We start from the raw sequence: 26,393 nt of genomic DNA on the forward strand, positions 1-26,393 counted from the left end.
GTGCGCCATGTCGCCGAGCATCGGTGGCCGGGTCAGTTCGATCGCAGGTATTCCGCGAGGGCCTCACGGGCGTCGCGCGCCGTGAACCCGGTCGCCGCCAGCTTCCCGGTCTCCAGCACGCTGTTGCGGGGGCGAGGCGCGACCGGGCCGGCCGTCGTCGCGAAGTAGTCCTCCGTGGACACGCCCGTCACCCGGGCCGGATCCTGCCCCGCGAGAGAGAACACCTCGCGCGCGACATCGGCCCACGACATCGCCGGACCTTCGCCGGTGAGGTTGTACGTGCCGTACGGCGGTGCGGTCTCCAGCAGGTGGCGGATGCCGCGGGCGATGTCGTCGGCGAAGGTCAGGCGCCCGAACTGGTCGTCGACGACCCGCGGGGCCACGCCCCGTTCGGCGAGCGAGGCCATCGTGCGCACGAAGTTCTTCCCCTCGCCGATGACCCACGACGTCCGGACGATGTAGTGCCGCGGCGCCGTCGCTGCAGCCACGTCGCCGGCGGCCTTGGTCTGCCCGTACACGCCCAGCGGCGCGAGCGGGTCGTCTTCCCGGTACGGGCGATCGAGCCCGCCGTCGAAGACGTAGTCGCTCGACACGTGCACGAGCGTGAGGTTGTTCTCGCTCGCGATCCGGGCGAGGTTCGCGACCCCCGTCGCGTTCGCCGCCCAGGCCTGTGCGCGCCCCTCCGGTGTCTCCGCGACATCCACCGCCGTGTAGGCGGCCGCGTTCACGATCGCGTCGTAGTCGCGCCACCGCCGGGCCGACGGCAGGCCGGGGGCGGTGACGTCGAGCTGTGATCGTGTGGCGTACTCGATGTGCGCCGCGTCGCCGAGCTCGGCTCTGAGGGCGAGGCCGAGCTGGCCCGACGCCCCCAAGACGAGGATCTTGCGCGGGGGGATGGGGGAGACCTCGGCAAGGCGCGGGTGCACCCGGTCCTTCTCGGAGATCTCGGCGTCGGCGAGGCGGATCGGCCACTGGATGCCTGCGGTCTCGTCAGCCAGATTGAGGAAGGAGTACTCGGCGTCGGGGGACCAGTGGTCGTTGACGAGGTAGACGTACGCGGTGTCGGGCTCGAGCGTCTGATACGCGTTCCCCACGCCCCGCGGGACGAAGATCGCGCGCGAGGGGTCGAGTTCGGCGGTGAAGACGGTGCCGAACGACGGCCCCTCGCGAAGGTCCACCCATGCCCCGAAGATGCGTCCGGTCGCGACCGAGACCCATTTGTCCCACGGCTCGGCGTGGATGCCCCGCGTGGTGCCGACGGCGTCGTTGAACGAGATGTTGTTCTGGACCGGCCCGAAGTCGGGCAGCCCGAGCGCCGTCATCTTCTCGCGCTGCCAGTTCTCCTTGAACCAGCCGCGCGAGTCGCCGTGCACGGGCAGGTCGAAGACGACAAGACCGGGGATGGGCGTCGCAGTCGCCGCAAGCGGCTTTCCGAACTGGATCCCGGCATCGGTCATCGTCACTGTCCCTTCGAGGCGTAGAACGCCTCCGTCTCGTCCTTGGCCGGAGCCCACCAGTCCTCGTGGTCGCGGTACCACGCGATCGTGGCGCCCAGACCCGACTCGAAGTCGGAGTACGCAGGCATCCAGCCGAGCTCTGTGCGGAGCTTGGTGGAATCGATGGCGTACCGCAGGTCATGGCCGGCTCGATCGGTCACGTGGTCGTACGCGTCGCGGGGCTGGCCCATCTCCTCGAGGATCAGCTCGACGACCTCCTTGTTGCTGCGCTCGCCGTCAGCGCCGATGAGATACGTCTCGCCGATCCGGCCGCGCTCGAGGATGGTCAGGACGGCCGATGAATGGTCGTCGGCGTGGATCCAGTCGCGCACGTTCTCGCCCGCACCGTAGAGCTTGGGACGGATGCCGCGGATGACGTTCGTGATCTGCCGGGGGATGAACTTCTCGACGTGCTGATACGGGCCGTAGTTGTTCGAGCAGTTGGAGATGGTCGCCTGCACGCCGAACGAACGGACCCAGGCGCGCACCAGAAGGTCGCTTCCCGCCTTCGTCGAGGAATACGGAGAGGAGGGGTTGTACGGCGTCGTCTCGGTGAAGCGGGCCGGGTCGTCGAGCTCCAGATCGCCGTAGACCTCGTCGGTGGAGATGTGATGGAACCGTGTCCCGTGCCGGCGCGCGGCCTCCAGGAGCGTGTACGTGCCGACGATGTTGGTGTCGAGGAAGGGGCGCGGGTCGTGGAGCGAGTTGTCGTTGTGCGACTCCGCCGCGTAGTGGACGACCGCGTCGGCGTCGCCGAAGAGCGAGTCGACCAGGGCGGCATCCGCGATGTCCCCCTGGACGAACGCGAATCTGTCGCCGGGCAGACCGTCCAGCGACCGGAGGTTGCCTGCGTAGGTCAGCTTGTCGAGGACCGTGACATGGAGGTCGGTGTTGTCGATGACGTGGTGGACGAAGTTGGAGCCGATGAAACCGGCACCGCCCGTGACGAGCAGTCTGCGCATCCGTCAAGGGTACTGTGCGCCTCTGAAGCATGTTTGTGGCGGCAGGGGCGCATGGCGGAATATAGGACGATGCGCGGAATCATCCTCGCCGGGGGCACCGGCTCCCGGCTGCACCCGATCACGCTCGGCGTCTCGAAGCAGCTGGTGCCTGTCTACGACAAGCCCATGATCTACTACCCGCTGTCGACGCTGATCCTGGCCGGCATCCGCGACATCCTGATCATCACGACGCCGCAGGACGCAGAGCAGTTCCAGCGGCTGCTCGGCGACGGCGAGCGGTTCGGCGTATCGATCACCTACAAGGCGCAGCCGTCGCCCGACGGGCTCGCGCAGGCCTTCATCCTGGGCGAGGAGCACATCGGGTCGGACTCGGTCGCGCTCGTCCTCGGCGACAACATCTTCTACGGACAGGGGATGGGCACTCGCCTGCGGCAGTACAGCGAGCTCGACGGCGGCGTCGTCTTCGGGTACTTCGTCGACGATCCCACCGCCTACGGCGTCGTCGAGTTCGATGACCACGGTCGCGTGGTGTCGCTCGAGGAGAAGCCGACGGTGCCCAAGAGCAACTACGCCGTCCCGGGCCTCTACTTCTACGACAACGATGTCGTCGGCATCGCCCAGAACCTCACGCCCTCCCCACGCGGCGAGCTCGAGATCACCGACGTCAATCGCGAGTACCTGTCGCGCGGCAAGCTCCTCGTCGAGCTGCTGCCCCGCGGGACAGCCTGGCTCGACACCGGAACCTTCGACTCGCTCGCAGAGGCGACCGACTTCATCCGCACCGTCGAGAAGCGACAGGGTCTTTCCATCGGCTGCCCAGAGGAGGTGGCGTGGCGCATGGGATTCCTCACGGATGAGGAGCTCCGCCAGCGTGCCGAGCCGCTCATCAAGAGCGGATACGGCGCGTACCTCCTCAAGGCGCTCGCCCAGGGATCGCAGGTCCGGTCGGTCTAGGATCGTCGGGGCGCTCGCCCGCCGCCTCGCCCACGCGAGCCCGCGAAGCGGGTCGCGACACCACCGCAGACACGAACACGGGATCCGACTATTGAGCGCTGAGTTGACGGGCGTGGCCCGGCCGGGTGTGTTTCCGGTGGGTGGTCGTCGGTTGGTCGTGTATGTGGTGTGGGATCGGCGTGGGGATGTGGAGGAGTACGTTCCTTACGCGTTGGCGGGTTTGCGTGAGCATGCGGCGCGGATTCTCGTGGTGGTCAATGGGTCGTTGACCGATGAGGGTCGGCGGCGGTTGGAGCCGGTGTCGGACGAGATCCTGGTGCGGGAGAACGTCGGGTTCGATATCTGGGCGCACAAAGCTGCGTTGGATCATGTAGGTGCGGGGATCTCGGAGTTCGACGAGGTGCTGCTGACCAATGACACGTGGTTCGGGCCGGTGCGGCCGTATGGTCCGGTGTTCGAGCGGATGGGTGAGCGGGCGGTTCATTTCTGGGGGATGACCGATCATGCCCGGGAGGTGCCGAATCCGTTCACGGGCAAGGGTGTGCTGCCGTATCACCTGCAGTCGTTCTGGATCGCGGTGCGGCGGGAGATGTTCCTGTCGGAGGAGTGGGCGTCGTATTGGCGTGATCTGCCGCCGATGAAGGAGTACTTCGACGCCGTCCTCACGCACGAGATCCGGTTCACGGAACACTTCACCAGCCGCGGCTACACCGTCGATGCCGTCTACCCGTCGGACGCCTACCCGACCGATCACCCTGCGCTCTTCAATCCCGACCTCCTCATCGACGACGGATGCCCCCTGGTCAAGCGCCGACCGTTCTTCCACTACCCGCCCTTCCTCGATCGCCACGCGGTGATCGGGCGCCGGATCCTCGCCTCGATCGCGGGATACGGCTACCCGACACGCCTGATCCTCGCGGATCTGGCCCGCAATGTGCCGCCCCGGACGGCGAACGCGGATGCCGGGATGCTCGAGGTGCTGCCCGACCGAGACGTTTCCTACGACGCCGACAGGCCGTTCCGCATCCTCGTCGTGGCCCACATCGAGCAGCTCGACGGCCTGGACGAACTCGTCGCGCGCCTCGGCGCCCTCCCGGCCGGCTACGACGTCGTGGTGACGATCGCCGAGGGGGCCTGGCGGGCTGCCGTGACGGATGCTTTCCATCGCACCGCGCGGCACGGCTCGTTCGATCTCAGGGTCGTCCCCCGCAACGTGGGCGCGGACATGAGCGCCTTCTTCGTGGCCTGCGCGGACGTGGTGCGGTCGGATGATCACGACCTCATCGTGAGAGTGCACACCCGTACCCCGGCGAAGCGGTCGGCGAACGTCGTCCGCTACTTCCGCCGCTATGAGTGGGACAACCTCTTCGCGAGCGAGGGCTACGTCCGCAATCTCCTCGCGCTGTTCCAGCGCGAGGAGGGACTCGGGATTGTCTTCCCGCCGCCCATCCACATCGGCTACTCGACGGTCGGCAACACGTGGGGCCCGTACCGCTGGCCGGCTTACGAGATGACAGAGCGCCTCGGCATCCGTGTCCCCTTCGACGGCCCTTCGCCGCTGGCGCCTCTCGGCGGAATGTTCTTCGCTCGTCCAGAGGCGCTTCGCCCCTTCACGGAGGTCGAGTGGGCCTACGAGGACTACGAGACCTCCAAGCGGCGCAAGGAGCCGACCCGCAAGGTGCAGGAGCGTCTATTCGCCTATGCGGCCGGGGAGCGCGGTCTGCACACCAGGACCGTGCTCACGCGCGAGCACGCGGCGCTCAGCCACCTCTCGCTGGAGTACAAGCTCGACCAACTGGCGTCCACGACCCCCGGCTACCCGGTGGAGCAGATCCAGTTCCTCCGATCCCTCGGTCATGTCAACGGCCACGGACCCGTCACGTACCTGCGGATGTATCTGCGCCGCAATCACTTCAAGACCCTGCACTTCTTCTACCCGGTCTGGCGCGCGGCGCGATGGTCGGCAGGCGCTCTTCTCGGTCTCGTGCGCGCCGCGCGACCCGGGGCCGGGCGAAGGAGCGGATCATGACGGGCGTGGCCCGGCCGGGGGTGTTTCCGGTGGGTGGTCGTCGGTTGGTCGTGTATGTGGTGTGGGATCGGCGTGGGGATGTGGAGGAGTACGTTCCTTACGCGTTGGCGGGTTTGCGTGAGCATGCGGCGCGGATTCTCGTGGTGGTCAATGGGTCGTTGAGCGATGAGGGTCGGCGACGTCTGGAGCCGGTGTCGGACGAGATCCTGGTGCGGGAGAACGTCGGGTTCGATATCTGGGCGCACAAGGCTGCGTTGGATCATGTGGGTGCGGGGATCTCGGAGTTCGACGAGGTGCTGCTGACCAATGACACGTGGTTCGGGCCGGTGCGGCCGTATGGTCCGGTGTTCGAGCGGATGGGTGAGCGGACGGTTCATTTCTGGGGGATGACCGATCATGCCCGGGAGGTGCCGAATCCGTTCACGGGCAAGGGTGTGCTGCCGTATCACCTGCAGTCGTTCTGGATCGCGGTGCGGCGGGAGATGTTCCTGTCGGAGGAGTGGGCGTCGTATTGGCGTGATCTGCCGCCGATGAAGGAGTACTTCGACGCCGTCCTCACGCACGAGATCCGGTTCACGGAACACTTCACCAGCCGCGGCTACACGGCGCTCGCGGCATTCCCCTGCACGGGCTACGACACGGCGAACCCGTCGCTGTACAACGCCGAGGCGCTCCTTCACGACGGCTGCCCCGTCCTCAAGCGCCGGCCCTTCTTCCAGTGGCCGCCGTATCTCGACGCGCACGCGGTGATCGGCCGGTGGACGCTCGAGGCCGCCGAGTCCTATGGCTACCCCCTGGAGATGCTCTGGCGGAACCTGGCGCGCAACGTCGCGCCGAAGGACCTCAACACGGATGCCGGGATGCTGGAGGTCCTTCCGGACGACGACGTCTCCTACGATCCTGCCCGGCCCCTTCGCACGGTCGTGATCGCGCACATCTTCTACGTCGAGATGACGGACGAGATGCTCGATCGCGCCGACAACCTGCCGGGGGACTACGACCTCGTCGTGACGACCCCCGACGCGCAGAGGGCGGAGCAGATCCGTGCCCTCATCGCCGCCCGGCCGTCGCGCGGTGCCACCGAAGTGCGGGTGCTCGCCTCCAACGACGGCCGGGACCAGAGCGCCTTCCTGATCGGATGCCGCGACGTCCTGCTGAGCGGTGCGTACGACGTGGTCGTGAAGATCCACTCCAAGAAGACCCCGCAGGACGGCTACAACGTCGGCAGGCACTTCAAGGAGCAGCAGTTCGACAACCTCCTCGACAGCCCCGGCTACGTCGCCAACCTGCTCGCGCTGTTCCAGAAGGAGCCGGGGCTCGGAATGGCGTACCCGCCCATGATCCACATCGGCTACCCGACGATGGGCCGTGCGTGGTGGTCGAACAAGCCCGGCTTCGAAGAGCTCGCGAAGGGCCTCGGCATCCGCGTCCCGCTCGACGATGTCTCCCCGCTCGCCCCCTACGGCTCGATGTTCATCGCCCGGCCCGAGGCGCTGCGACTCCTGGTGGAGCACCCGTGGCGGTACGAGGAGTTCGGCGGAGTCGACGCCTACCGCGACGGGGGGCTCGCGCACATCCTCGAGCGCCTGCCGTCGTATGCGGCCGGTGAGCTCGGATTCCACACCCGCACGGTCTCGACGTTCGAGTACATGTCGATCAGCCACACGGCGCTCGAGTTCAAGCTCGACGAGATGGCCGCGACGATCCCCGGGTACGCGTACGAGCAGATCGACTTCGTGCGCAAGTCCGGCTTCGTCGGCGGCGGTCGCGGCCGAGATCTGCTGAAGATGTACGTCCGTCGCAATCACCCCGGTCTGCTCGGAGGGCTGCGGCGATTCTTCGATCCGTCGCGTCAGCCCGGACGAGTCGTCGCGCGGGTGCGCGCGCTCCCCTCGCGTCTCCGCGGGCGGCGGACGTGAAGCGTTCAGGTTCGGCGCCGTCCGACGGGTATAGTTCTATGGTTCTTGGGAAATGCGGGTGAGGCTTGCAGACTTCGGATAGATTCGAGCGCCTCGCCGCGCTCCCTTTCTCGACGGTCGACAGCCGCGGCCTGCGCTCGAACACCCGGGGCGGCAAGATCGGCGAGATCGTGGAACGCCGCGAGCTGCTCAACCTCCTGATCCGCCGTGATCTGCAGGCGCGCTATCGCGACAGCTTCCTCGGCTTCCTCTGGACGGTCATCCGCCCGCTGATCCAGTTCCTCATGTACTTCATCGTGCTGGGACAGTTCCTCGGTGCGGCCAAGGGCATCCCCGAGTTCGCCATCTATCTCTTCTCGGGCCTCACGCTCTACACGTTCTTCAACGACATGGTGTACGGCGCGACCGGGTCGATCATCCTCAACGGCGGTCTGGTCAAGAAGATCTATCTGCCGCGCGAGATCTTCCCGCTCGCGAGCATCGGCGGCGCGGGCTTCATGTTCGTCGTGCAGCTCGCCGTGCTGCTGGTCGCTGCCGTCATCCTGCAGGCCCTGCCGGCTCCCGCGCAGATGCTGTGGTTCTTCCCGTCGGTGCTGCTCATCCTCGTGTACGGGCTCGCGCTCGGGCTCCTCCTGTCGGCGATGAACGTCTACCTGCGCGACATCCAGTACCTCACCGACGTGGTGCTCATGCTGGCGATGTGGGGCTCGCCGATCGTTTACTCCTGGACGATGGTCCAGAGCGTCATCGAGCAGTTCAACCTGCCCTCCTGGGTGCTCGAGGTCTATACGGCGAACCCGCTGACGCTCGCCGTACTCGGGTTCCACAAGGCCTTCTGGGGCGGCGGCACGCCTGCGGACTACCCGCCCGACCTGCTGCTGAGGATGTCGATCGCGGGCATCATCGGCCTCGTCCTCCTCTGGATCTCGCACCGGGTCTTCGTCCGGCTGCAGGGCAACTTCGCGCAGGAGATCTGATGACCGATGCCATGATCGCCGCTCCCGACGTCGTGCGCCTGAACGGCGTGTCGAAGGTGTTCACGGTGCGCAAGGACAACAGCCTCAAGGATCGGATCGTCCATTTCGGGCGTCTGGGGGAGGCCTACCGCCAGCAGTTCACCGCGGTCGCCGACGTCTCGCTCGACATCAAGGCCGGGACGACCGTGGGGCTCCTCGGCCCCAACGGCTCCGGCAAGTCGACGCTCCTCAAGCTCATGGGCGGGATCGTGTCGCCCACGACGGGAACGGTCGAGTCGCGCGGGCGGATGGCCGCGCTCCTCGAGCTGGGCGCCGGCTTCCACCCCGACCTGAGCGGTCGGGAGAACGTCTATCTGAACGCGTCGATCCTCGGCCTGTCCAAAGCGGAGATCGACGAGCAGTTCGACGACATCGTCGAGTTCAGTGGGATCGGCGACTTCATCGACACGGCCGTCAAGTTCTACTCGTCCGGCATGTACGTGCGGCTCGCCTTCGCCGTCGCCGTCCACACCGATCCCGACATCCTCCTGGTCGACGAGGTCCTGGCTGTCGGGGACGAGACGTTCCAGCGCAAATGCATGGAGCGGATCCAGCAGTTCCGCCAAGAAGGCCGGACGATCCTGCTCGTGAGCCATTCGGCCCAGCAGGTCGCCGAGCTCTGCGACCGCGGCATCGTGCTCAGCAAGGGCGAGGTGGTCTTCGACGGCGAGGTGAACGCCGCGATCGGAGCCCTGCGGGACGTCCTCGAGCGTCGCCGCGTGGGTGAAGCGCTCCCCGAAGAGACGGTTCATCCCATCCAGGTCAAGCGCATCGAACTCCTCGATGCCGAGGGTCAGTCCCGGTACGAGTTCGGGGTCGGCGACTCGCTCACGATCCGTGTGCACGTCGACGTGCTCAAGCCGATCGAGCGCTGGGAGCTGGGCTTCAGCATCGATACGCCGATGGGGCATATGGTGCTCGCGTCGAACACCGACCTCCTGAAGGTCACCCTCGATCCGCTCACCGGGCCGACTGCCGTCGACCTCACGGTCGAAGCGCTGCACCTCGGCGCCGGACAGTACTACGTCAACGCCAACGCCGCCGGCGTGAGCGAGGCGAGTTCGCACGGTCTGTCGCAGGGGGCACTGTTCACCGTGCGGGCACCCGAGACCACGATCGGCACCGTCTCGGCCCACGTGTCGGTCCGCGAATCGCGCGACGTCGCGTGACGGTAGCGTTCAGCCGCTGAGAGCGGCGTCGAGCAGCGTGCGCGCGCGGGCGTCGAAGGAGTGCTGTTCGCGCACTCGCGAGGAGATCTCCGCGAGCCGCTCCTCGGACGGGAAGAGCCGGTCCACTCCGTGCCGGAGCGCGTCGATGAGCTCGGGGATGTCGTCGTAGGTCCACACGGCGCCCTCGAAGATGTCGTGGATACCCTCCACCGCGTCGCTCACCGCGCGGCCTCCCGCCGCGACGACGTCGTACAGGCGATTGGACACGAAGCCCTCGCGCTGCATCGCCGGCCAGTGGTCGTTGAGCACCGCGGCGGCACGTTCGTATGCAGCGGGGAGGTCCTCATTCGGGATGCCTCGTCCCGCTATCGCAGCGCCGGGAATCCATCCCGTCCAATCCGGGCCGTAGACCGACACCGGGATGCCCGCCCGGATCGGTTCGAGGACCGAAGGCCGGGGGATGCCTCGTGCGGTTCCCACGAAGAGGAGCTCGTCCGTCCTCGGCAGGCCGTGCGGCACGAACCGTCGAGCGTTCGTGCACTGCAGGAGGGCGTGGACGGGTCGCCCGAAGCGACGAGACGCCGTGGCCGCCCAGGGTGCGGAGCCGGCGTAGACGACGTCGAAGCCGTCGAGATCCTCACGCCGGATCTCATCCGGGTGGCTGATGATCCACAGCAGCGACTTCACTCCCTCCTGCGGGCGCATCGGCTCCGGCCCTCGCAGCGCGAGGACGACATCGTCGAGGTAGGCGCTCGGACGGCGCCGGGCGTCGTAGGCGTCGATCACGACCTCCTGCCCGAGGCGGCGCAGCGCCTCCGCGATCCCGCGTGCGAAGTGGGTGTCGCCCCATGCCTCGCCCGGGGCGCCCGGGGGAGCGGCGATCTTGACGGCCCACCGCAGGCACGGAACGCGTGTGCCATCGGCCAGCTCCGCCTGCCTCGGCGTGCGCAGGAGCACGGGTCCCGTGGCGGACCACTCCCGCACTCTCAGATGGAGGGGACTCAGCAGAGCGGCGAGATCGGTGTCGGGCCGGCCGGTCTCTCGGAGAACGAGCGAGGAGCCGCGCGGCGCCCGGGCGACGGCCGACAGGAGCACCTGCGGCGACTGGGAGGCCGTGGCCGTGGACTGCGCCCAGGTGTCGCCGGCGAGCGTCGCGCTCGGCACGCGTTCGCCGAGCGCGAGGGCGTCTTCGGCGGGGTGCCCCGCGAGAAGGTGCCTCAGTCTTCCCGCGTGAGCGTAGGTGCCGGCGGACGCGACAGTCCCGTCCAATGCGAGCTGCAGCGGAGCGGTCGGGCGGTGCAGGCCCTCCTCGTCGAGCCGACGGAGGTCGCGCGCGCTGATCTGCGCGTTCGGGCCGCGCACGACGGTGACGCTCGACGGGTCGGCCGTGCGCAGCAATGTCGCGATCGTGCGTGGATCGTCGGCGACGACGTGGGCGTCCGGCACCCAGCGCGCGAGCACGCACGCATTGATCCACGTATCGGCGGAGCCGCCTGCGACGCTGACGACGAGTGAGGCGCCCGTCGAGAGGGCGAACTCCGCGGCTTCGCCCAGGGCGCTCGCCGCGTCGCGCTCGTCGCGGGCGAGCCGACAGATGAGGATGCCGCGGGCTCCGACCGGGGGCGGGGTCGAGCGACGCCGCGAACGGGCGCGCGCCCCGTCGATCGCGGCCTCTCTGACCGCGGCGACCGGCAGCGTCGTGGAGCCGCCCGGACCGAGGGCGATCTCACCGCCGGCCAGCGCCGCACGCCACGCATGGCCGAGCGGCCCACCGGGATCATCGAGCGACCCGGGCCACCGCTCGGCGTACGCCGGCGCATCCCAGTTGACGCTGGTGCGGATCGCAGCTTGATCGTTGACGAGGTAGGCGTACAGCGCCGGCACGCGGTCGGCGTCCGAGAGCTGGCGGGAGACCAGCTGCTCCATGAAGAGCGGGTTGAGGCTCATCCCGGTGCGGTGGCCGCCGCGCACGTAGGCGCGGATCGCGCGGCGAGCGCTGGGCGGACCTCCCTGAGCGATCACGAGGTCGAGGTCGACGAGGTCGCCTCGGCGGATGACGCGCGCCCACCACGCTCGATCGAGGGCCGCCAGCAGGGCGCCGACGATCGGCGTCGCCCGCGCGCGCCGCCAGAGAGCTCGCGCACGGTTCAGCACCCCTCGAGTCTAGGTCGCGACCGCTCCGGGGCGAATGGGCCGGATGATAGGGTCGCGATGGTCTGGCCGAGGACGGGAGACTCGCTTGCCTCAGAACCCTCCCCGAGTGGGAATCGTCGTCCGCACGAAGAACCGACCCTGGTTCCTGCGGCGCGCGCTCGCCGATATCGCCGCTCAGGGCTTCGACTCCTGGCGTGTGCATGTTGTGAACGACGGCGGCGACCGTGTCGACGTGACGCGGACTGTCGAGGGGCTGCCCGAGGCCGTCCGAGCGCGTGTCGACGTCACGCACAACGACTCGCCCCACGGTCGATCGGCTGCCGCCAATCAGGGTGTGCGGGCGCTGGACACCGAGTTCGTCATCCTTCACGACGACGACGATCTCTGGGACGAGTCCTTCCTGTCGACGGCAGTGGCGTGGCTCGACGAGCATGCCGATGACGCGGGCGTGGTCGTTCGCACCGAGATCGTCTACGAGAGGCCGGACGGCCACGGCGGTTTCGTCGAGTCCGGGCGCGCGATCTTCTGGCCCGACCTGACCGAGATCACGTACTCCGCCCTCCTCCAGATCAACCGCGCCGTTCCCATCGGCCATCTCTATCGCCGCGCGGTGCACGACGAAGTCGGCTACTACCGCGAAGACGTGCACGCCGCCGAGGACTGGGAGTTCAACCTGCGCCTGGCCGCGCGGCATCACATCGGGTACATCACCGGCAGACCACTCGCCTTCTGGATGCAGCGGGCCGGCGTCCACGGCGAACTCGGCAACAGCATGTACGCGCTGGCACACGAGCACACGAAATACGACGCACAGATCCGCGACGAGGCGCTGCGCGAATACGTCGCGAGGTTCGGCCCGGGACTCCCCCTCTTCCTGACGTCGTTCCTCGAGACCGAGGTCGCCCGTATCGTCCGAGAAGAGATCGCCCGCGAGCTCGACCGGCGACCCACCCTCCTGCAGCGCGTCAGGCGCCGCCTGCGCCGTCTCGGGCCACCTCATCCCGGGCGCTGAGGGGAAGCGCCTCGGAAGATCCGCCCTCACCGGACGACGCGGCCACCCGTGCTGACGTCCCCGCGTCGCGCGGGGACGCAGCGGCAGGGGGTAGCGTCGGCAGCCACGCGATGAGGGCCAGGGCCAGGCCGAAGGCGACCGATCCGATGATCCAGACCGCAAGGGGTGAAGCGGGCAGGACCCACCACCATTCGGCGCGGGCTCCGGGATCGACGGCCGCGACGTCGACGCCGGTCGTGTACCGCTGGATGTTCACGTGCATCGCGACCGCTGCGCCGAAGGCGAGGACCGCGGCGGCGACGTAGGCGCGGGGGCCCCGCCACCACAACCGCGAGGCCGGCGAGGCGGAGACCACACCGATCAGGATGATGAGCAGCGGCAGGATGTAGCGCGGCTGGACGATCTCTCCCACGAGTGCGCGGGACTGCGCCAGCAGGACGAAGGGAACGGCCCACAGCGCGAGCGCGGCCAGGCCGAAGGCGACGGCCCGGCGCCACGTGAAGGATTTCATTCCGATGAACACCGCCCCGCACGCAACCGCGAGCGATCCGAAGGTCACGATCGTCGGGATAGTGGTGTCAAGCCACCCGAGCCCCCAGCCGCCGAGCGCCCCGATCCACAGAGCGGGCACTTCCAGCGCGTTCTTCGCGAGCTGCCCGAAGGTCAGGAGGTCGCGCGCCGAAGGCAGACCGGAGACGACCGCCTGCGACTGGCCCGACGACAGGTAGAAGGCGGCCGCGGTGACGATGACGGCACCCGCGGTGATGAGAGGAACGAGGAGCTTTCTGGAGCGACGGGCGCCTAGAACTGCCGCGATGACCACTCCGAATACGGCGAAGGCGGCGGCGTCCGCGCGCGCGCCCGCGCCGAGGACGGCGGCCAGAAGCGTGAGGACGCAGAGGACGATCTGACGTCGGCCTTGCGTCAGGGTCGCGCCGTAGAGGCACACCCAGAGGACAGCAGCGGCGAGGAAAGCCCAGGCGGACGGATTGTTCGACGCGAGGATGAACAGCCCCAGCGGCACACTCGTCGCCAGCGCCGAGACGACGAGAGCGGGCCTGAGCCTGCGGGGGAGAGCCCAGAAGGCCGCCGTCAGCAGGCCCACGGAGAGCGCCGCGTTGAGCGCGCGCATGAGGAGGGCCGAGGTCTGGATGTCCGGGGAGGCGAGGGTTCCCATCACGGCGTAGTACAGGGGCGGATAAAGGCGCTGGGTGTTGAGCCATCCAGCTTCTGCGAGTCCCGACTTCGTCGGATCCCAGCAGGCGGCACTCTGCTCGGGCGCGAAGGCGTAGCAGGTCGCCGAGACGATCGCGCTCGGCACGAGACGGGTGTCGGGATCGCCCGACGCCTCGCACAGCCCGGGCCGCTCGCCGAGTCCGCACCAAATCGATGCCAGGTGGAAGTTGTCGTCAGGGCTGGAACCCACCGGCGACGCGAATCCCCAGCTGAGGAGTGCGATGAACAGCAGCAGCGGAACCGTCACCGCTACGGTCCGGCGGGCAGCGGGAGAGGGGGTGGGAAGCACCATTGCATCGTAGTCAGAGGACCCGAGCGGCCCAGGATAGACTCTTGAGACGTGTCTCCCAGTACTCCGGCGTCCCCTGAGCGCCATTCAGCGCCCGCCATCCGGATCGAGAGTTCTGCTGACGTCGCCGCTGACGCGCTGATCGGCGAAGGCAGCAGCGTCTGGCACCTCGCACAGGTCCGCGAGCGGGTGCGGCTTGGTCAGCGTTGCGTCGTCGGGCGCGGCGCCTACATCGGAACCGGCGTCCAGGTCGGCGACAACTGCAAGATTCAGAACTACGCGCTTGTCTACGAGCCGGCAGTCCTCGAGGACGGTGTCTTCATCGGACCCGCCGTCGTGCTGACCAATGACACCTATCCCCGCGCGATCAACCCGGACGGCTCCCTCAAGAGCGCCTCCGATTGGGACAGTGTCGGCGTCCATGTCGGGCGGGGCGCGTCGATCGGCGCCCGCGCCACCTGCGTCGCTCCCGTGAGGATCGGGAAGTGGGCCATGGTGGCCGCCGGCGCGGTCGTGGTGAAGGACGTGCCGGATCACGCCCTCGTCGTGGGCGTTCCCGCGCGTCGGATCGGCTGGGTCGGGAAGGCCGGGGTGCCGCTCACGCCCGCGGACGGGGGAATCTGGATCTGCCCCTCCACGCACACACGCTACGTCGAGACCGACGCCGGTCTGGAAGAGGAATGACGATGACAGAATTCATCCCCGCCGCGAAGCCCCTCATCGGTGAGGAGGAACGCCAGGCGGTCGACCGCGTCCTGGCCGGGGGTATGGTCGCCCAGGGCCCCGAGGTCGCCGCATTCGAGCGCGAGTTCGCCGAGCACCTGGTCGCTGGTCGTCCGACGGTGGCCGTCAATTCCGGCACGTCGGGCCTTCACCTGGGACTTCTCGCCGCCGGCGTGGGGGCAGGCGACGAGGTCATCGTCCCGTCCTTCACCTTCGCGGCCACCGCCAATTCGGTGGCGCTCGCCGGGGGCACGCCGGTCTTCGCCGACATCGAGCCCGAGACGTTCTCGCTCGACCCGGCCGCGGTCGAGGCTGCGATCACGCCCCGGACGAAGGGGATCCTGCCTGTCCATCTCTACGGTCACCCCGCCCGTATGGCGGAACTCGCCGACATCGCCGCACGCCATGGCGTGGCGCTGTACGAAGACGCCGCGCAGGCCCACCGTGCGGCGCTGGACGGCCGCCATGTGGGAACCTTCGGCGAGTTCGCGATGTTCTCCCTCTATCCCACCAAGAACATGACCAGCGGTGAGGGCGGCATGGTTTCGGCGGCCACGGACGAGATCGCCAGGCGACTTCGCCTCCTGCGCAATCAGGGGATGGAGCGTCAGTACGAGAACGAGATCGTCGGATTCAACGCGCGCATGACCGACATCCACGCCGCGATCGGCCGCGTGCAGCTCACGAAACTCGACGCGTGGACCGCCGCTCGTCAGCAGAACGCCGCATTCTTCGACGCGAACCTCCGCGGCGTCACAACGCCGCCTGTCGCCGAGGGCGCCACGCACGTCTACCACCAGTACACGATTCGCGTGGCGGAGGACCGTGACGGGTTCGTGCAGGCTCTTCGCGACGAGCACCAGATCGGAAGCGGCGTGTACTACCCGATCCCCAACCACCGCCTCCCGTCCCTCGCGGGGTACGCGCCGGGGCTGCACCTCGCCGAGACCGAGCGCGCCGCGAGCGAAGTCGTCTCCCTCCCGGTTCATCCGTCGCTGTCGACATCCGACCTGGATCGCATCGTGCACGCGGTGAACACCCTCGTGCGAGCGGGTGCCTGATGGCTGACCTTCGAGCGGGCCTCCTCGGCATCGGCATGATGGGCCGCCACCACGCTCGCGTGCTCCGCGAGCTCGACGGGGTCGAGCTCGTGGCGGTGGCCGACCCCGGCGGGGATCCGCATCGCGTCGCGGGCGGCCTCAGGGTGCTCGACGACGTTCAGCAGCTGATCGGCGCGGGCATCGACATCGCCGTCGTCGCCATCCCGACTCGCTTCCATGCCGAGGCTGCGCTGGCGCTGGCCGACGCAGGCGTTCACACGCTCGTGGAGAAGCCGATCGCCGACACCTCCGAAATCGGACAGGAAGTCGCCGATGCCTTCGCCGACCGCGGCCTCGTGGGCGCAGTCGGACACGTCGAGCGCTTCAATCCCGCCCTCCAGCAGCTGCGCAACCGCCTTCAGGCCGGCGACATCGGCGAGGTCTACCAGATCGCCACACGCCGCCAGAGCACCTTCCCCGCGCGCATCGGCGATGTCGGCGTGGCGAAGGATCTCGCGTCGCACGACATCGACCTGACGGCGTGGGTCGCTCACTCCCGGTACACGTCGGTCTCGGCCCAGACCGCGCACAAGAGCGGCCGTTCCTTCGAGGACATGATCGCGATCTCGGGGCGCCTGAGTAGCGGCACGGTCGTCAACCACCTGATCAACTGGCTGAGCCCGATGAAGGAGCGCGTCACGGTCGTGACCGGCGACCGGGGCACCTACATCGCCGACACGGCGACCGCCGACCTGACGTTCTACGCGAACGGGACCGCATCTCTCGAATGGGAATCCGTCTCGACGTTCCGCGGTGTCTCCGAGGGTGATGTGACCCGGTTCGCATTCGCCAAGCGTGAGCCGCTGCGCGCCGAACTCGAGGCCTTCCGTGACGCCGTCGGGGGCGCGGAGAGCGAACTGTCGACCATGCGCGAGGCGGTTCACACGCTCGCCGTCGTCGAGGCGGCGCTCGGCTCGGCGACCGCCGGCGGGGAGCTGGTCGCTATTGCGCCGCGGGAGGCGTGACCGAAGGCGCCTGCGCCTTCGTCCCACTTGTGAACGGCGGGTAGTTCGGTGTCGACGGTGACGCCTGGATGTCGAGCTGCAGTGCGCTGACCAGCATCTGCGTCCCGAGCATCAGCGGCAGGGCTGCGAGCATCACCGTGCCGGCCGTCGCGATGGCCGTGCCGACTACGGCGAACAGCAGCCACAGGGTCACGCCGAGTCCGAAGAGCAGGAAGAACAGACCCAGGAACAGCAAGAGTGCGATGGGCGAGAACGACCAGAGCACGTAGCGATACCAGATCCGATGCCAGAAGCCGACCGTCAGCCGGTGGGTGAGCTCGGGGATCACATTGCGGAGCTTGATGCTGGAGACCTCGTCGCCGTAGACGGCGGGCACAGGCACGTCCACCGCCGAGATCTGCAGGATGTTGAGGTGGATCAGCAGGTCGTTCTCGAAGCTGTAGCGGCGGGCCACCCGATCGAGGGGCACGCGCCGGAGCGCCTCGGATCGGATTGCGGTGTAGCCGTTCTGCGGGTCGAAGAGGTTCCAGTACCCCGACGACAGCTTCGTCATGAACGACAGCATGATGTTGCCGAAGATGCGGTGTCCTGGCATCCCGCTGAAGGACTCGGGGGAGTAGAAGCGGTTCGCCTTCGCGAAGCCGTACCCGTCTTCGACGACGCGATCGAGCAGATCCGGCAGATACTTGGGGTCCATCTGGCCGTCCCCGGCCATGATGACGTTCACGTCGCTGCCCAGTTCGAGCGCGGCGTGATGGCCCGTGATGATGGCGCCGCCTACGCCCTGGTTCACCTCGTGACGGATGAGAGTGACCCTCGGGTCTCCCACCTTTGCGGCGGCGCCGCTCGTGTCGTCCGGGCTGCAGTCGTCGACGATGACGATGTGATCGACGTAGTCCGGCATCGTCTGGATGACGCCACCGATCATGAGCTCTTCTTTGTATGCCGGAACAACGGCCGCGACGACGGCGCCCTTATACATCCTCGGATTGCCTCTCGGACCGTGCGAAAACCCAGTAACGATATGCGAAGTAGTTGCCGATGGTCGTGGCGATCACGGCGAGCACCTTGCCGGCTTCCCAGGGGAGCCCCATGAGATCGACGCCCCACACGATCGCCGTGGTGAGGACCGTGTTCGCGGCCACCAGCAGCGCGTACTTCACGACGCTCGGTGCGACCGCCGACTGCGCACGGAAGGCGACGGTTCGCTGCAGGCTGTAGCTGACCACGAAACTGGCGAGGAACGCGGTCGGAGTCGCGATCACGAGAGGAACGCGGACCACCTCGTGCAGCAGCCAGAGGAAACCGAAGTCGAATCCGAAGGCGAGGGCTCCCGCCGTCAGATATCGCACGACACTCGACGACCACACCGCGTCGACCAGCCGCGCCGAACGAGGGCGGCTTTCGGAGTGCATGCCTTCAATCATGCCAGGCCGCTCCTGCGAAAATTCTCCACTCAGCGGTCCACCGCCTTTTCGTCATCACGCGCCGACGTGAGCCGATGAGCTCGTCGAAGCCGCCGAGTCCGGCGGAACAGCCGGAGCTGCGTGACGAGCCTCATCTCGATGACCTTCGATACACAGTCCCGTCGCGGATCGCGGCGACGGCGCGGCGTGGGAGGGCTTGACAGCGCCCGACGTGCGCGTCATCGCTCGACGGCCGTCCGGTCGCCTTCACCGATCGGGCGGCCCGTCAGGCCTTCACAGCGGCCGAGCAGGGCGGCCGGACCGTCGCCCACGCTGTACTCACCTGATCGGAGAAGACCGATCAGGAGCCCGGCGACCGCGAATCTCACGCGGTGCCAGGCGGGGAAGTCGTGGATGCGGAACACATGGCCCACTCCGCGGCCGTACGCGCGGAGCTTCCTTCGCCGCTCTCGAGAGGTCAGACCGCTCGCCTCGGGGATGCCGCCGACCGCGGCCGCGGGGTCGGCGATCCAGCGGAAGGACGTCTCGAGCGATCTGTCGACGAGTCGGGCCCTCATGAGGAGGTCGGTGACCTCGCCTGCCTGCCACGGTGACGGGGCCCCCGTGCCGATCGACTCGTCGAAGCCGCCGAGTCTGCGGAACATCCCCAGCCGCATGACGAGCCCCATCTCGATGACCTTCCACACGGTGGTGGCATCGAGACGTGTTCCGGGGGCCGGCAGGACGAAACGAGGGCCGGATGACGTCATGACCGTCACCGCGCCGGCCTGGGCATCCTTCATCCCGCCCCGGATGGCGGCGATGGCGCCCTCCGGGAACCAGGTGGTGTCGTTGGGGAACATCAGGAGTGCGTCGTCGAGCCCCTGCGCGCCCACGCCCACGCCCGTATTGCGTCCCAGCGAGGCTCCTCGCGTGGATGTCGTCACCCGCAGCCGGTCGCCCAGCGTGCCGTGGAACTCGTGGGCGATCGCCTGCACTTCTTCGACGTGTCCCTGCGCCACGATCACGACCCGGTCCGTCGCACGCAGCTGCCCTTCGAGCGATCGCAGCAGTGTGCGCAGCGGTTCGATCCGTCCGAGGGTCGCGACGCTCAGGACGAGAGGGAGTTCGGTCACACCGGCACCTCGGCCTCGATGCGATGCAGACCCCTCACGCTGCGCCGGGCCAGCAGCACGGTCGCGATCGTCTCGGTGAGCGCATAGCCCAGCGCGGCGCCGATCGGGCCCATGCCGATCGTGAGGCCGATCATGGTGGGCACGCCGATCGCCGTCGCGACGAGCGTGGCGGTCATGACGGCTCGGGTCTGACCGGTCGGGAAGAGGAGGTGCCGCGTCATGGAGGTGCGCGTCGAGTACATGGCGAAGGCCAGCCCCAGGGCGAAGCACACCGCACTCGTGGCAGCGGCGTCGGCGCCGAAGAGCAGGCCGCTGACCCACGGGCCGAACAGGCCGAGCACGAGCCATCCGAGCACGCCGAAGACGGCGTGCGCGGTGAACGCCCACCGCACGCGACGGGCGCGGGGAGGACCGTGCACCTCGCCGGTCCAGCTCTGAAGGGCGTTGGCGAGCGTGAGGGGGAGGAACTGGCCGAGTTTGAGCATCTTGTCGGCCGACGCGAATCCGGCGGCCGCAGCCCCCGGTGAGGTGACGTTGACGAGCGGCGTCGGAACCGACGAGTACGCGCCCAGCGCCGCGTCGTTGAGGGCGACGGGTGCTCCGAGCCGAAAGAGTCCCGGAAGCTCGGAGACGCGCGGCCAGTCCGACGGGTACCGCTTCAGCAGGCGCCACGTGTAGATCGTCGTCCCGATCAGCGTCACGGCGATGCCGCCGAGGGGGTAGAGCTCCACGACGCCGACCTGCGCGATGAGGACCGCCGCGACCACCGCCACCAGCAGCCGGGGGATCGCGTCGTAGATCATGATCGATCTGGGATCGCCCACCCCTACGGCGAACCACGTGAACGACATCGCGATGAGTGCTCCCTGCAGGCCCATGAGCACCGCGAGCCATTGGAAGCCGGGCGAGGCGACCCATGCGCACACGATGGCCATGATCGGGAGGACCACGGCCGCGGTGAGCAGGCGGACGATGAACGCGTCGCGATAGAGCCGGCCGCGGTGAGGGTCGTCCCTGGCGATGGAGACCAGCGCGGGGCCGACGGTCGTCCAGCCGTACGCGATCGCGATCGCCGCGAACGTGCCGATCGACTCGCCGGCGATCGCACTGGCCCACCCGTCCGGCCCCGCGATCCGCGAGACGATCGGCAGCACCAGCAGCGGCGAGACGGCGGCGATCGCGGGAAGGAGCGTGAAGCCGAGGAGCCTCCGCCACAGGGGGGACGGGCTGGTCATGCGCGACCCCCGCCCTGGAGCGCGGCCGAAAGCACCGCCGCCGTCGCGTCGGCGGCGGCATCCCACGTGAAGCGAGAGGCCCACTGCCGGCGAGCTTCCCGGTCTGCGGATGCATCCGGTTCTGCCAGCGTAGACACGATCGCGCGAGCGAACGCCTCCGGAGCCGTCGCGTCGGCGTACCGCGCCGCATCTCCCCCCACCTCCCGGAGCACGGACACATCGTTGGCGAGCACGCGGCATCCTCGCCTCAGCGCATCCACGACCGGAAGCCCGAATCCCTCCACGAGCGAGGGGCACACGTAGAGATCGGCGACGTCGTAGAGCGCGTCGAGCTCGTCGTCGGTCACCCAGCCGGCCAGCAGGACGTCACGTCCGAGACCGAGGGCTTCGACCCGGCCCCGCAGCGGGTCGTCCCCGTGGCTTCCCGGGATCACGGTGAGCGGGCGGACAGGCGGGGGGATGCGCACGATCGCCTCGAGCAGGCCGTCGAAGTTCTTGTGCGGCATCCGGTTGCCTGTGCTCAGGATCACCTGCCGGCCGGGTGCCGCCAGGACGTCCGCCAGCGCGGACCACGGATCGTCGATGGATCGGGGCGCCGTGCTGCCGTTGTGGACGACGTGGATCCGCTCGGCAGGCACGCCCAGCTGCTCGACGATCGACGACTTCGCCGCATGCGACACCGTGAGGATGGAGTCGGCCGTCCTGGCCGATCGGGTCATGAGCCACGACGTCACGCCGCGCGTCGCGCGGTCACTCAAGCCGCCGCGCACCTGGTGGTAGATGACGTCGTGAACGGTGGCGACGCGCGGCGCCCCGCGGCGTATCGGGCCGAAGTTCGCCGGCGACCAGACCAGATCGGCCCCGGCCCTGCGTGCCGCGCGGTCGACCGCCAGGATCTCGCCGGCCGCCCAGGAGGCGCGGCCCCGGCCCACCCACCGCGCCGTCCGGATCGCGCCCGGAAAGAAGGAGCTCACCCGTTCGCCGCCGGCGGTGTTGACCAGGCCCACCCACTGGACGCGCGGCATGCGCGCAGCCACGCGCGGCAGCAGTTCGCGTGCGTAGGTCTCGGTGCCTCCGCGCGTGCCGGTGTATCCGAGGAGGTCGACGAGGATCCGCTCGCCCACTGTCAGCTCTCGATGATGGCCTCGGGCCGGCTCTCACGACGCGGGGTCGTGAGCACACCGGAGAAGAAGCTCATCATGATCGTCTGGAACCCGAGGATGATCCCGAGGGAACTCGGGATCGCGATGCGGACCGCGTCCGCGGCATCCTGCGCCCCGAAGTCCATGCTGCCCCAGCGCACCACCTGGACGATGCCGACGATGACACCCAGAAGGAAGAGCGCGACGCCCACGAGGAGGCCGCGCTCGGCGCTCCACTTGGCGACGATGGCACGGTAGCGGGGACTGGTCGGAAGGAACCCCTCCTGTGTGGCGTACAGCTTCGTCAGCCAGAAGAACAGCAGCGATTGGTACCCGAGCACGCAGAGCGCGCTGGCATAGACCATCGTCGTCACATCGAACCCGATGCCTGCGATCTGCACGCCGCCGAACGCGAGCACGGCGACGGTCAGGGCGCCGAGGAAGAAGGCGACGAGCCCCGGGTAGACGAAGAGCCAGCGCGGCGCGAACAGCAGCAGGAAGCGGAGGTGGCGCCATCCGTCATGCCAGCTGCGCAGGTGCGGCGGACGAGAGCGGCCGTCCTTCTTGAGGGTCGTGGGCACTTCGTCGATGCGGTACCGGGCGAGCGACGCCTTCACGACCATCTCGGAGGCGAACTCCATGCCGGTCGTCTGCAGGTCGAGCTGCTGGATCCGCGCACGGTTGAACCCGCGCAGGCCGCAGTGGAAGTCGCCGATGTTCGGGCGGAAGAAGAGCTGCCCGATGCGGGAGAGCACCGGGTTGCCCAGGTACTTGTGCAGAGGAGGCATGGCGCCGGGGGCGATGCCGCCGGCGAACCGGTTCCCCATGACGAGGTCGGCTCCGTCTCGCAGCCGCTCGACGAAGGGGTCGAGGCTCGTGAAGTCGTAGCTGTCGTCGGCGTCGCCCATGATGACGTACCGGCCGCGGGCCGCGTCGATGCCGTTGGTGAGCGCCGCGCCGTAGCCGCGTCGGGCGGCGGGGGACACGCGGGCTCCGAGGCCCTCGGCGATCGCCTGCGAACCGTCGGTGCTGCCGTTGTCGGAGATCAGCACCTCGCCGTCGATGCCGGTGCGCTCGAGGAAGCCCTGCGCCTTCTCGATGCAGACCGCGAGGGTCTCGGCCTCGTTGAGACAGGGCATGAGGATGGTGAGTTCGATGGTGTCGGTGTCGGCCGCGTCGTTCACGCGCGTGGTTCCTCTCGGTCGTCGGTGGTGTCGCCGCCCGTCGAGGGCGGCGTCCCGTCGAGAACCGCGAGGATCCTCTTCACCGTCTGCTTGATGGTGCGCGTACGAACCGCGTCGTCGTACCAGGCTCGTGTGCGCGTGCGGAGCGCGGCGCCTCCCGTGACCGCGGCGACGATCGCCGCAGAAAGGTCTTCCGGCGAGACCGACGCGGCGACGAACCCGTTGACACCCGGGGTGACGAGCTCCGTCGATGCGTTGCCTTCGTCCGCGACGAGGACGACCGGGGTGCCGTATCCGGATGCCTCCACGACGACGAGCCCGTAGCCCTCTCGCTTCGAGGGGTTCACCAGGCACGAGGCCTGCCCGAGGAGATCCTCGAGGGCTTCTTGAGCGACGAACCCCGGCATCCTGATCCAGTTCTTCCCCCCCGCGGATGACTCGATGCGGGGGGTGCTCGGCCCGTCGCCGAGGATGACCAACTCCAGATCCGGGATGACCTGACGGGCGAGCTCGATGGCCGCGGGAAGGCTCTCGACACGCTTGTCGGGGATGTGCCGGCCCGCGTAGAGCACGAACGGCGGCTGGGACGCCTCCGTCACGGGTTCGGGCGCGCGGACGTCGTCGATCAGGCCGGGGCTCACCAGGGGATCGCCTCGGAATCCCTCCGCCATCACTCGTCGCGCGCTCAACTGCGAGTGCACCGTTGCGACCGGCGTCAGTGCGATGGCAGCTCGTTGCATCGCCCAGGCGATGGTCCCGGTGACCGCTCCCGCGTACTCGAGCCACTGGCGACGGCGCCAGACCTCGAGGTAGTCCACGACGATGCGCGTGCCCGAGCCGAGGAGCGCGGCGCGGGCCGCGAAGACATTGAGGACCGGCAGCCCGCTCACGATGAGGGCGTCGTAGCTCCGGCGCCGCCGCAGGAGGGTGCGGAAGAGGCCGAAGGCGTAGGTCGCGGCAGCGCCGCTGCGGCGTACGCCGGCCGCGTCGTACAGGCGGAGGGGGCCTGTGACGGCGACGACGCCGAAACTCTCACGTGCCGGCTCGGGCCCCTGCCACTGTCGCGAGGTGAGGTAGTCGACGCGGCATCCTGCGACCGCCAGCTCTTCGGCGAAGGCCCGGTACTGCCGCTCGCCGCCCCCGGTCGTGTAGGGGAACAGGCAGTCGTACGCGATGGCGATCGACTCGACCCTCCGCCGGTTCAGCATCCGTCGATCCGGAACAGCTTCGCGTCGCCCTGCGAGTCGATCAGGACGAGATGCGTGGTCGCGTCCAGCCCCTGGACGCCGTCATAGGTCTTCGCGGCGACGGCATCGTCGAAGACGTCCCGGCCGGCGAAGTCGAGCACGTGGGTGACCCCTACACGACCCACGGCTCGGCAGACGGCCGGATCGGTGTCGATGTCGCGCAGATGACCGTCGAGGAACTTCTCGTCCGCCGACGGCGACCCGAAGATGTGCAGTTCGGTCACATCGCGGTCGGTCAGAGCGTACGCGAGGGACGCGCCGGTGCGCGGGCTTCCGATGAGAAGCGCGTCGGCCGGCACCTCCTCGTCGAGCCGGCTGAGCAGAGCTCGCTCGTCGGGGGAGAGGAGAAGCGCGTCCGGAACGGCGGCATAGGCCTCCCGCACCTGATAGAGCGCGTCACGGACGTTCGCACCGAACCCCACGGTGAACAGGATGGCGATCCCGACCCCTGCGACGACGACTCGGATGGTGCGCCGGCGAAGCGCCTGCGGAAGCGGGAGGGCCCGCGCCGCGTCGGTGACGGCCACGACGCCGAGAGTCGCCACCGGGATCGCGGCGATCGGCAGAAGCGCTGCAAGGCGATTGGAGTCGCTGTACCAGGGATTGGTGAGCCAGATCCGCACCCAGGAGTCGATGGGGAAGCCGGAGACGAGGACGAACAGGGTGATCGCCACGAGGAACGGAGCGACGATCGGGATCCGCCGCGGGGCCCGGACGACGGCGAGGAGGCCCACAGCCAGCAGGAGCACCGTGATGACGGTGGGTGTGTAGTCGCGCGGCGAGGCGAGCACCGCCTCGCCGAACGCCTGCGCGGAGTTCTGCCACGGTGGCCACTTCGAATGCTCTGCGCCAGTTCGCGCCACGCTCCAGATGCCCACGAAGGCGGCGAGGCACGCCGCAGTCGTGATCGCGAAGGTCGTCCAGGCGCTGCGCGTCCGGCGTTCGATCGCGGTCACCAGAAGGTAGGCCACGGCATAGGCCCCGCCGAAGGCGAAGGCGGCGAGGGCCGCGTTGGGGTGAGCCAGCGCGCACCCCGCGAGGAGGACGAGAAGGAGGAGCGATTCGCGCCACAGTCCGGCGGCTGTGCGCGAGCGGCAGAGCATCGCGACGGCCGCAACGGCGGCGGGCACGACGGCGTAGCCCAGCACGTTCGGGTAGAGGACGCCCCAGTTGAAGAACAGCGCCGGGAATGCGCCGAAGGCCGTCGAGAGGGCTGCGCCGCCGATCAGCGCCGAACGCCGGCGCGGGAAGAGCGCTCCCGTGAGGGCGAGCACCGAGGCGGGCCAGACGACCGCCACGATCGCGAGGTTGGCGGCATTGACTCCCACGGGGATGCCGACACCGGTCGCCTGTGTCGCGAGCGCCGTGACGGCGTGCCACGCGCTCGGATAGAAGGGGATGTCGGATGTCGCGCCGACATGAAGCGGCGATGCGTTCCCCGTCTCGAGCGCGAACTTGACGGTGTTGAGGTGGACGATGTTGTCGAAGCGTTGCGCGATGCTGTCGGGGGAGGAGAAAGCGAGGGCGAACTGCGCGAAGAGGATCGCCGCTGCGCTTGCGAACACGATGCCCGCGACGGCCGCGAGTCGCCACGTATCCTCAGTTCCGGCGTCGGGGCGCACGCGCCTGCCGACGAGGAAGGCGACGGCGGCGGTGGCCCCGGTCAGGATGGCCAGCGGGAGGATCGACCAGGACAGGCCCACGACGGGAGCGACGAGCGCAGCCACGGCGATGAGCGCCGTGGAGATCGCCGGCGCCAGGAAGAAGACGTGTACGCGGCGCCATCCCCATCCGGCGAGCACCACCGCGAGCCCGGGTACGATCAGGCACGCGACCGCGACCAGGAACGGAGGCGCCGCGGCGAGCCAGGCCCCATTCATCCGGTTCTGCTCTCCTCAAGACAACAGTCAGCCATCGTATCGGACCCCATGCTGGGCATCCGCTCGACGTGATGCTCGCGGAAAACGTGGAACGGGCTGGTCCTCGGTAGAATTCCAGAGCGGCACGGGACTCCCTGCC

Annotated in this window: 21 protein-coding genes; 9 read left to right on the forward strand and 12 right to left on the reverse strand. The window is 68.7% G+C overall.

From position 1 onward, the window contains the following. Positions 1 to 32: 32 nt before the first annotated feature. The gene (gene rfbD / locus ACSBPH_RS14600; protein ID WP_442575039.1) at positions 33 to 1,457 is read right to left on the reverse strand and encodes a dTDP-4-dehydrorhamnose reductase; all 1,425 of its coding nucleotides are present in this window, start codon (positions 1,455 to 1,457) and stop codon (positions 33 to 35) included. A gap of 2 nt (positions 1,458 to 1,459) precedes the next feature. Then, positions 1,460 to 2,458: a dTDP-glucose 4,6-dehydratase gene (rfbB, locus tag ACSBPH_RS14605; protein ID WP_442575040.1), complete on the reverse strand. Its 999-nt coding sequence runs from the start codon at positions 2,456 to 2,458 to the stop codon at positions 1,460 to 1,462. 69 nt (positions 2,459 to 2,527) lie between these two features. On the opposite strand from rfbB, the gene rfbA reads away from it, so the two are divergent. The 5 genes from rfbA to ACSBPH_RS14630 all read left to right on the forward strand — a co-directional run bounded on the left by rfbA (position 2,528) and on the right by ACSBPH_RS14630 (position 9,545). Continuing rightward, positions 2,528 to 3,412: a glucose-1-phosphate thymidylyltransferase RfbA gene (rfbA, locus tag ACSBPH_RS14610; RefSeq protein ID WP_442575041.1), complete on the forward strand. Its 885-nt coding sequence runs from the start codon at positions 2,528 to 2,530 to the stop codon at positions 3,410 to 3,412. Positions 3,413 to 3,710: 298 nt separating this feature from the next. Then, positions 3,711 to 5,441: a rhamnan synthesis F family protein gene (locus ACSBPH_RS14615; RefSeq protein ID WP_442575042.1), complete on the forward strand. Its 1,731-nt coding sequence runs from the start codon at positions 3,711 to 3,713 to the stop codon at positions 5,439 to 5,441. Beyond that, a complete protein-coding gene (locus ACSBPH_RS14620; protein ID WP_442575043.1) occupies positions 5,438 to 7,360 on the forward strand; it encodes a rhamnan synthesis F family protein in 1,923 nt (640 codons plus the stop codon). Before ACSBPH_RS14615 ends, ACSBPH_RS14620 begins: the two co-directional genes overlap by 4 nt. A 65-nt stretch (positions 7,361 to 7,425) precedes the next feature. Continuing rightward, positions 7,426 to 8,337, forward strand: a complete 912-nt coding sequence (locus tag ACSBPH_RS14625; RefSeq protein WP_442575044.1) for an ABC transporter permease — start codon at positions 7,426 to 7,428, stop codon at positions 8,335 to 8,337. Further along, positions 8,337 to 9,545 (forward strand): ABC transporter ATP-binding protein, encoded by a 1,209-nt coding sequence (locus ACSBPH_RS14630; RefSeq protein WP_442575045.1) that lies wholly within the window; start codon positions 8,337 to 8,339, stop codon positions 9,543 to 9,545. The genes ACSBPH_RS14625 and ACSBPH_RS14630 overlap by 1 nt, the downstream gene beginning before the upstream one ends. Positions 9,546 to 9,554: 9 nt before the next feature. Here the strand turns inward: ACSBPH_RS14630 and ACSBPH_RS14635 are convergent, their stop codons facing one another. Further along, the gene (locus tag ACSBPH_RS14635; RefSeq protein WP_442575046.1) at positions 9,555 to 11,699 is read right to left on the reverse strand and encodes a glycosyltransferase family protein; all 2,145 of its coding nucleotides are present in this window, start codon (positions 11,697 to 11,699) and stop codon (positions 9,555 to 9,557) included. Positions 11,700 to 11,805: 106 nt separating this feature from the next. Between ACSBPH_RS14635 and ACSBPH_RS14640 the strand changes: the two genes are divergently transcribed. Next, positions 11,806 to 12,711, forward strand: a complete 906-nt coding sequence (locus tag ACSBPH_RS14640) for a glycosyltransferase family 2 protein (protein WP_442575047.1) — start codon at positions 11,806 to 11,808, stop codon at positions 12,709 to 12,711. On the opposite strand, the gene ACSBPH_RS14645 is transcribed toward ACSBPH_RS14640, so the two are convergent. Then, entirely contained in the window at positions 12,665 to 14,239 is a 1,575-nt protein-coding gene (locus ACSBPH_RS14645; protein WP_442575048.1) for a DUF2142 domain-containing protein, read from the reverse strand. The two genes, ACSBPH_RS14640 and ACSBPH_RS14645, sit on opposite strands and share 47 nt — an antisense overlap. A 48-nt stretch (positions 14,240 to 14,287) precedes the next feature. Here ACSBPH_RS14645 and ACSBPH_RS14650 point away from each other — a divergent pair, with 48 nt between their 5' ends. Genes ACSBPH_RS14650 through ACSBPH_RS14660 form a run of 3 tightly spaced genes read left to right on the forward strand, consistent with a single transcriptional unit; the run spans position 14,288 to position 17,024 of the window. Further along, a complete protein-coding gene (locus ACSBPH_RS14650) occupies positions 14,288 to 14,920 on the forward strand; it encodes an acyltransferase (protein ID WP_442575049.1) in 633 nt (210 codons plus the stop codon). Beyond that, positions 14,917 to 16,020 carry a DegT/DnrJ/EryC1/StrS family aminotransferase gene (locus tag ACSBPH_RS14655; protein ID WP_442575050.1) on the forward strand — a complete coding sequence of 368 codons (1,104 nt, stop codon included), beginning with the start codon at positions 14,917 to 14,919 and terminating at the stop codon, positions 16,018 to 16,020. Before ACSBPH_RS14650 ends, ACSBPH_RS14655 begins: the two co-directional genes overlap by 4 nt. Beyond that, positions 16,020 to 17,024: a Gfo/Idh/MocA family oxidoreductase gene (locus ACSBPH_RS14660; protein WP_442575051.1), complete on the forward strand. Its 1,005-nt coding sequence runs from the start codon at positions 16,020 to 16,022 to the stop codon at positions 17,022 to 17,024. Before ACSBPH_RS14655 ends, ACSBPH_RS14660 begins: the two co-directional genes overlap by 1 nt. On the opposite strand, the gene ACSBPH_RS14665 is transcribed toward ACSBPH_RS14660, so the two are convergent. From ACSBPH_RS14665 to ACSBPH_RS14700, 8 genes are all read right to left on the reverse strand, one after another. Beyond that, entirely contained in the window at positions 17,002 to 18,006 is a 1,005-nt protein-coding gene (locus ACSBPH_RS14665; RefSeq protein ID WP_442575052.1) for a glycosyltransferase family 2 protein, read from the reverse strand. The two genes, ACSBPH_RS14660 and ACSBPH_RS14665, sit on opposite strands and share 23 nt — an antisense overlap. Next, positions 17,999 to 18,439, reverse strand: coding sequence for a GtrA family protein (locus tag ACSBPH_RS14670; RefSeq protein WP_442575053.1), 441 nt, complete (start codon positions 18,437 to 18,439; stop codon positions 17,999 to 18,001). The genes ACSBPH_RS14665 and ACSBPH_RS14670 overlap by 8 nt, the downstream gene beginning before the upstream one ends. Before the next feature lie 230 nt (positions 18,440 to 18,669). Beyond that, positions 18,670 to 19,566 carry a hypothetical protein gene (locus ACSBPH_RS14675; protein ID WP_442575054.1) on the reverse strand — a complete coding sequence of 299 codons (897 nt, stop codon included), beginning with the start codon at positions 19,564 to 19,566 and terminating at the stop codon, positions 18,670 to 18,672. Continuing rightward, a complete protein-coding gene (locus tag ACSBPH_RS14680; protein WP_442575055.1) occupies positions 19,563 to 20,801 on the reverse strand; it encodes a lipopolysaccharide biosynthesis protein in 1,239 nt (412 codons plus the stop codon). Before ACSBPH_RS14680 ends, ACSBPH_RS14675 begins: the two co-directional genes overlap by 4 nt. Next, the gene (locus tag ACSBPH_RS14685) at positions 20,798 to 21,925 is read right to left on the reverse strand and encodes a glycosyltransferase family 4 protein (RefSeq protein WP_442575056.1); all 1,128 of its coding nucleotides are present in this window, start codon (positions 21,923 to 21,925) and stop codon (positions 20,798 to 20,800) included. The genes ACSBPH_RS14680 and ACSBPH_RS14685 overlap by 4 nt, the downstream gene beginning before the upstream one ends. Positions 21,926 to 21,927: 2 nt before the next feature. Continuing rightward, positions 21,928 to 23,127: a glycosyltransferase family 2 protein gene (locus ACSBPH_RS14690; RefSeq protein ID WP_442575057.1), complete on the reverse strand. Its 1,200-nt coding sequence runs from the start codon at positions 23,125 to 23,127 to the stop codon at positions 21,928 to 21,930. Further along, positions 23,124 to 24,335, reverse strand: a complete 1,212-nt coding sequence (locus ACSBPH_RS14695) for a glycosyltransferase family 4 protein (RefSeq protein WP_442575058.1) — start codon at positions 24,333 to 24,335, stop codon at positions 23,124 to 23,126. The genes ACSBPH_RS14690 and ACSBPH_RS14695 overlap by 4 nt, the downstream gene beginning before the upstream one ends. Then, the gene (locus tag ACSBPH_RS14700; protein ID WP_442575059.1) at positions 24,329 to 26,254 is read right to left on the reverse strand and encodes a DUF6541 family protein; all 1,926 of its coding nucleotides are present in this window, start codon (positions 26,252 to 26,254) and stop codon (positions 24,329 to 24,331) included. Before ACSBPH_RS14700 ends, ACSBPH_RS14695 begins: the two co-directional genes overlap by 7 nt. Positions 26,255 to 26,393: the final 139 nt, after the last annotated feature.

This window comes from Microbacterium sp. F51-2R, assembly GCF_052180235.1.
Taxonomy (GTDB): domain Bacteria; phylum Actinomycetota; class Actinomycetes; order Actinomycetales; family Microbacteriaceae; genus Microbacterium.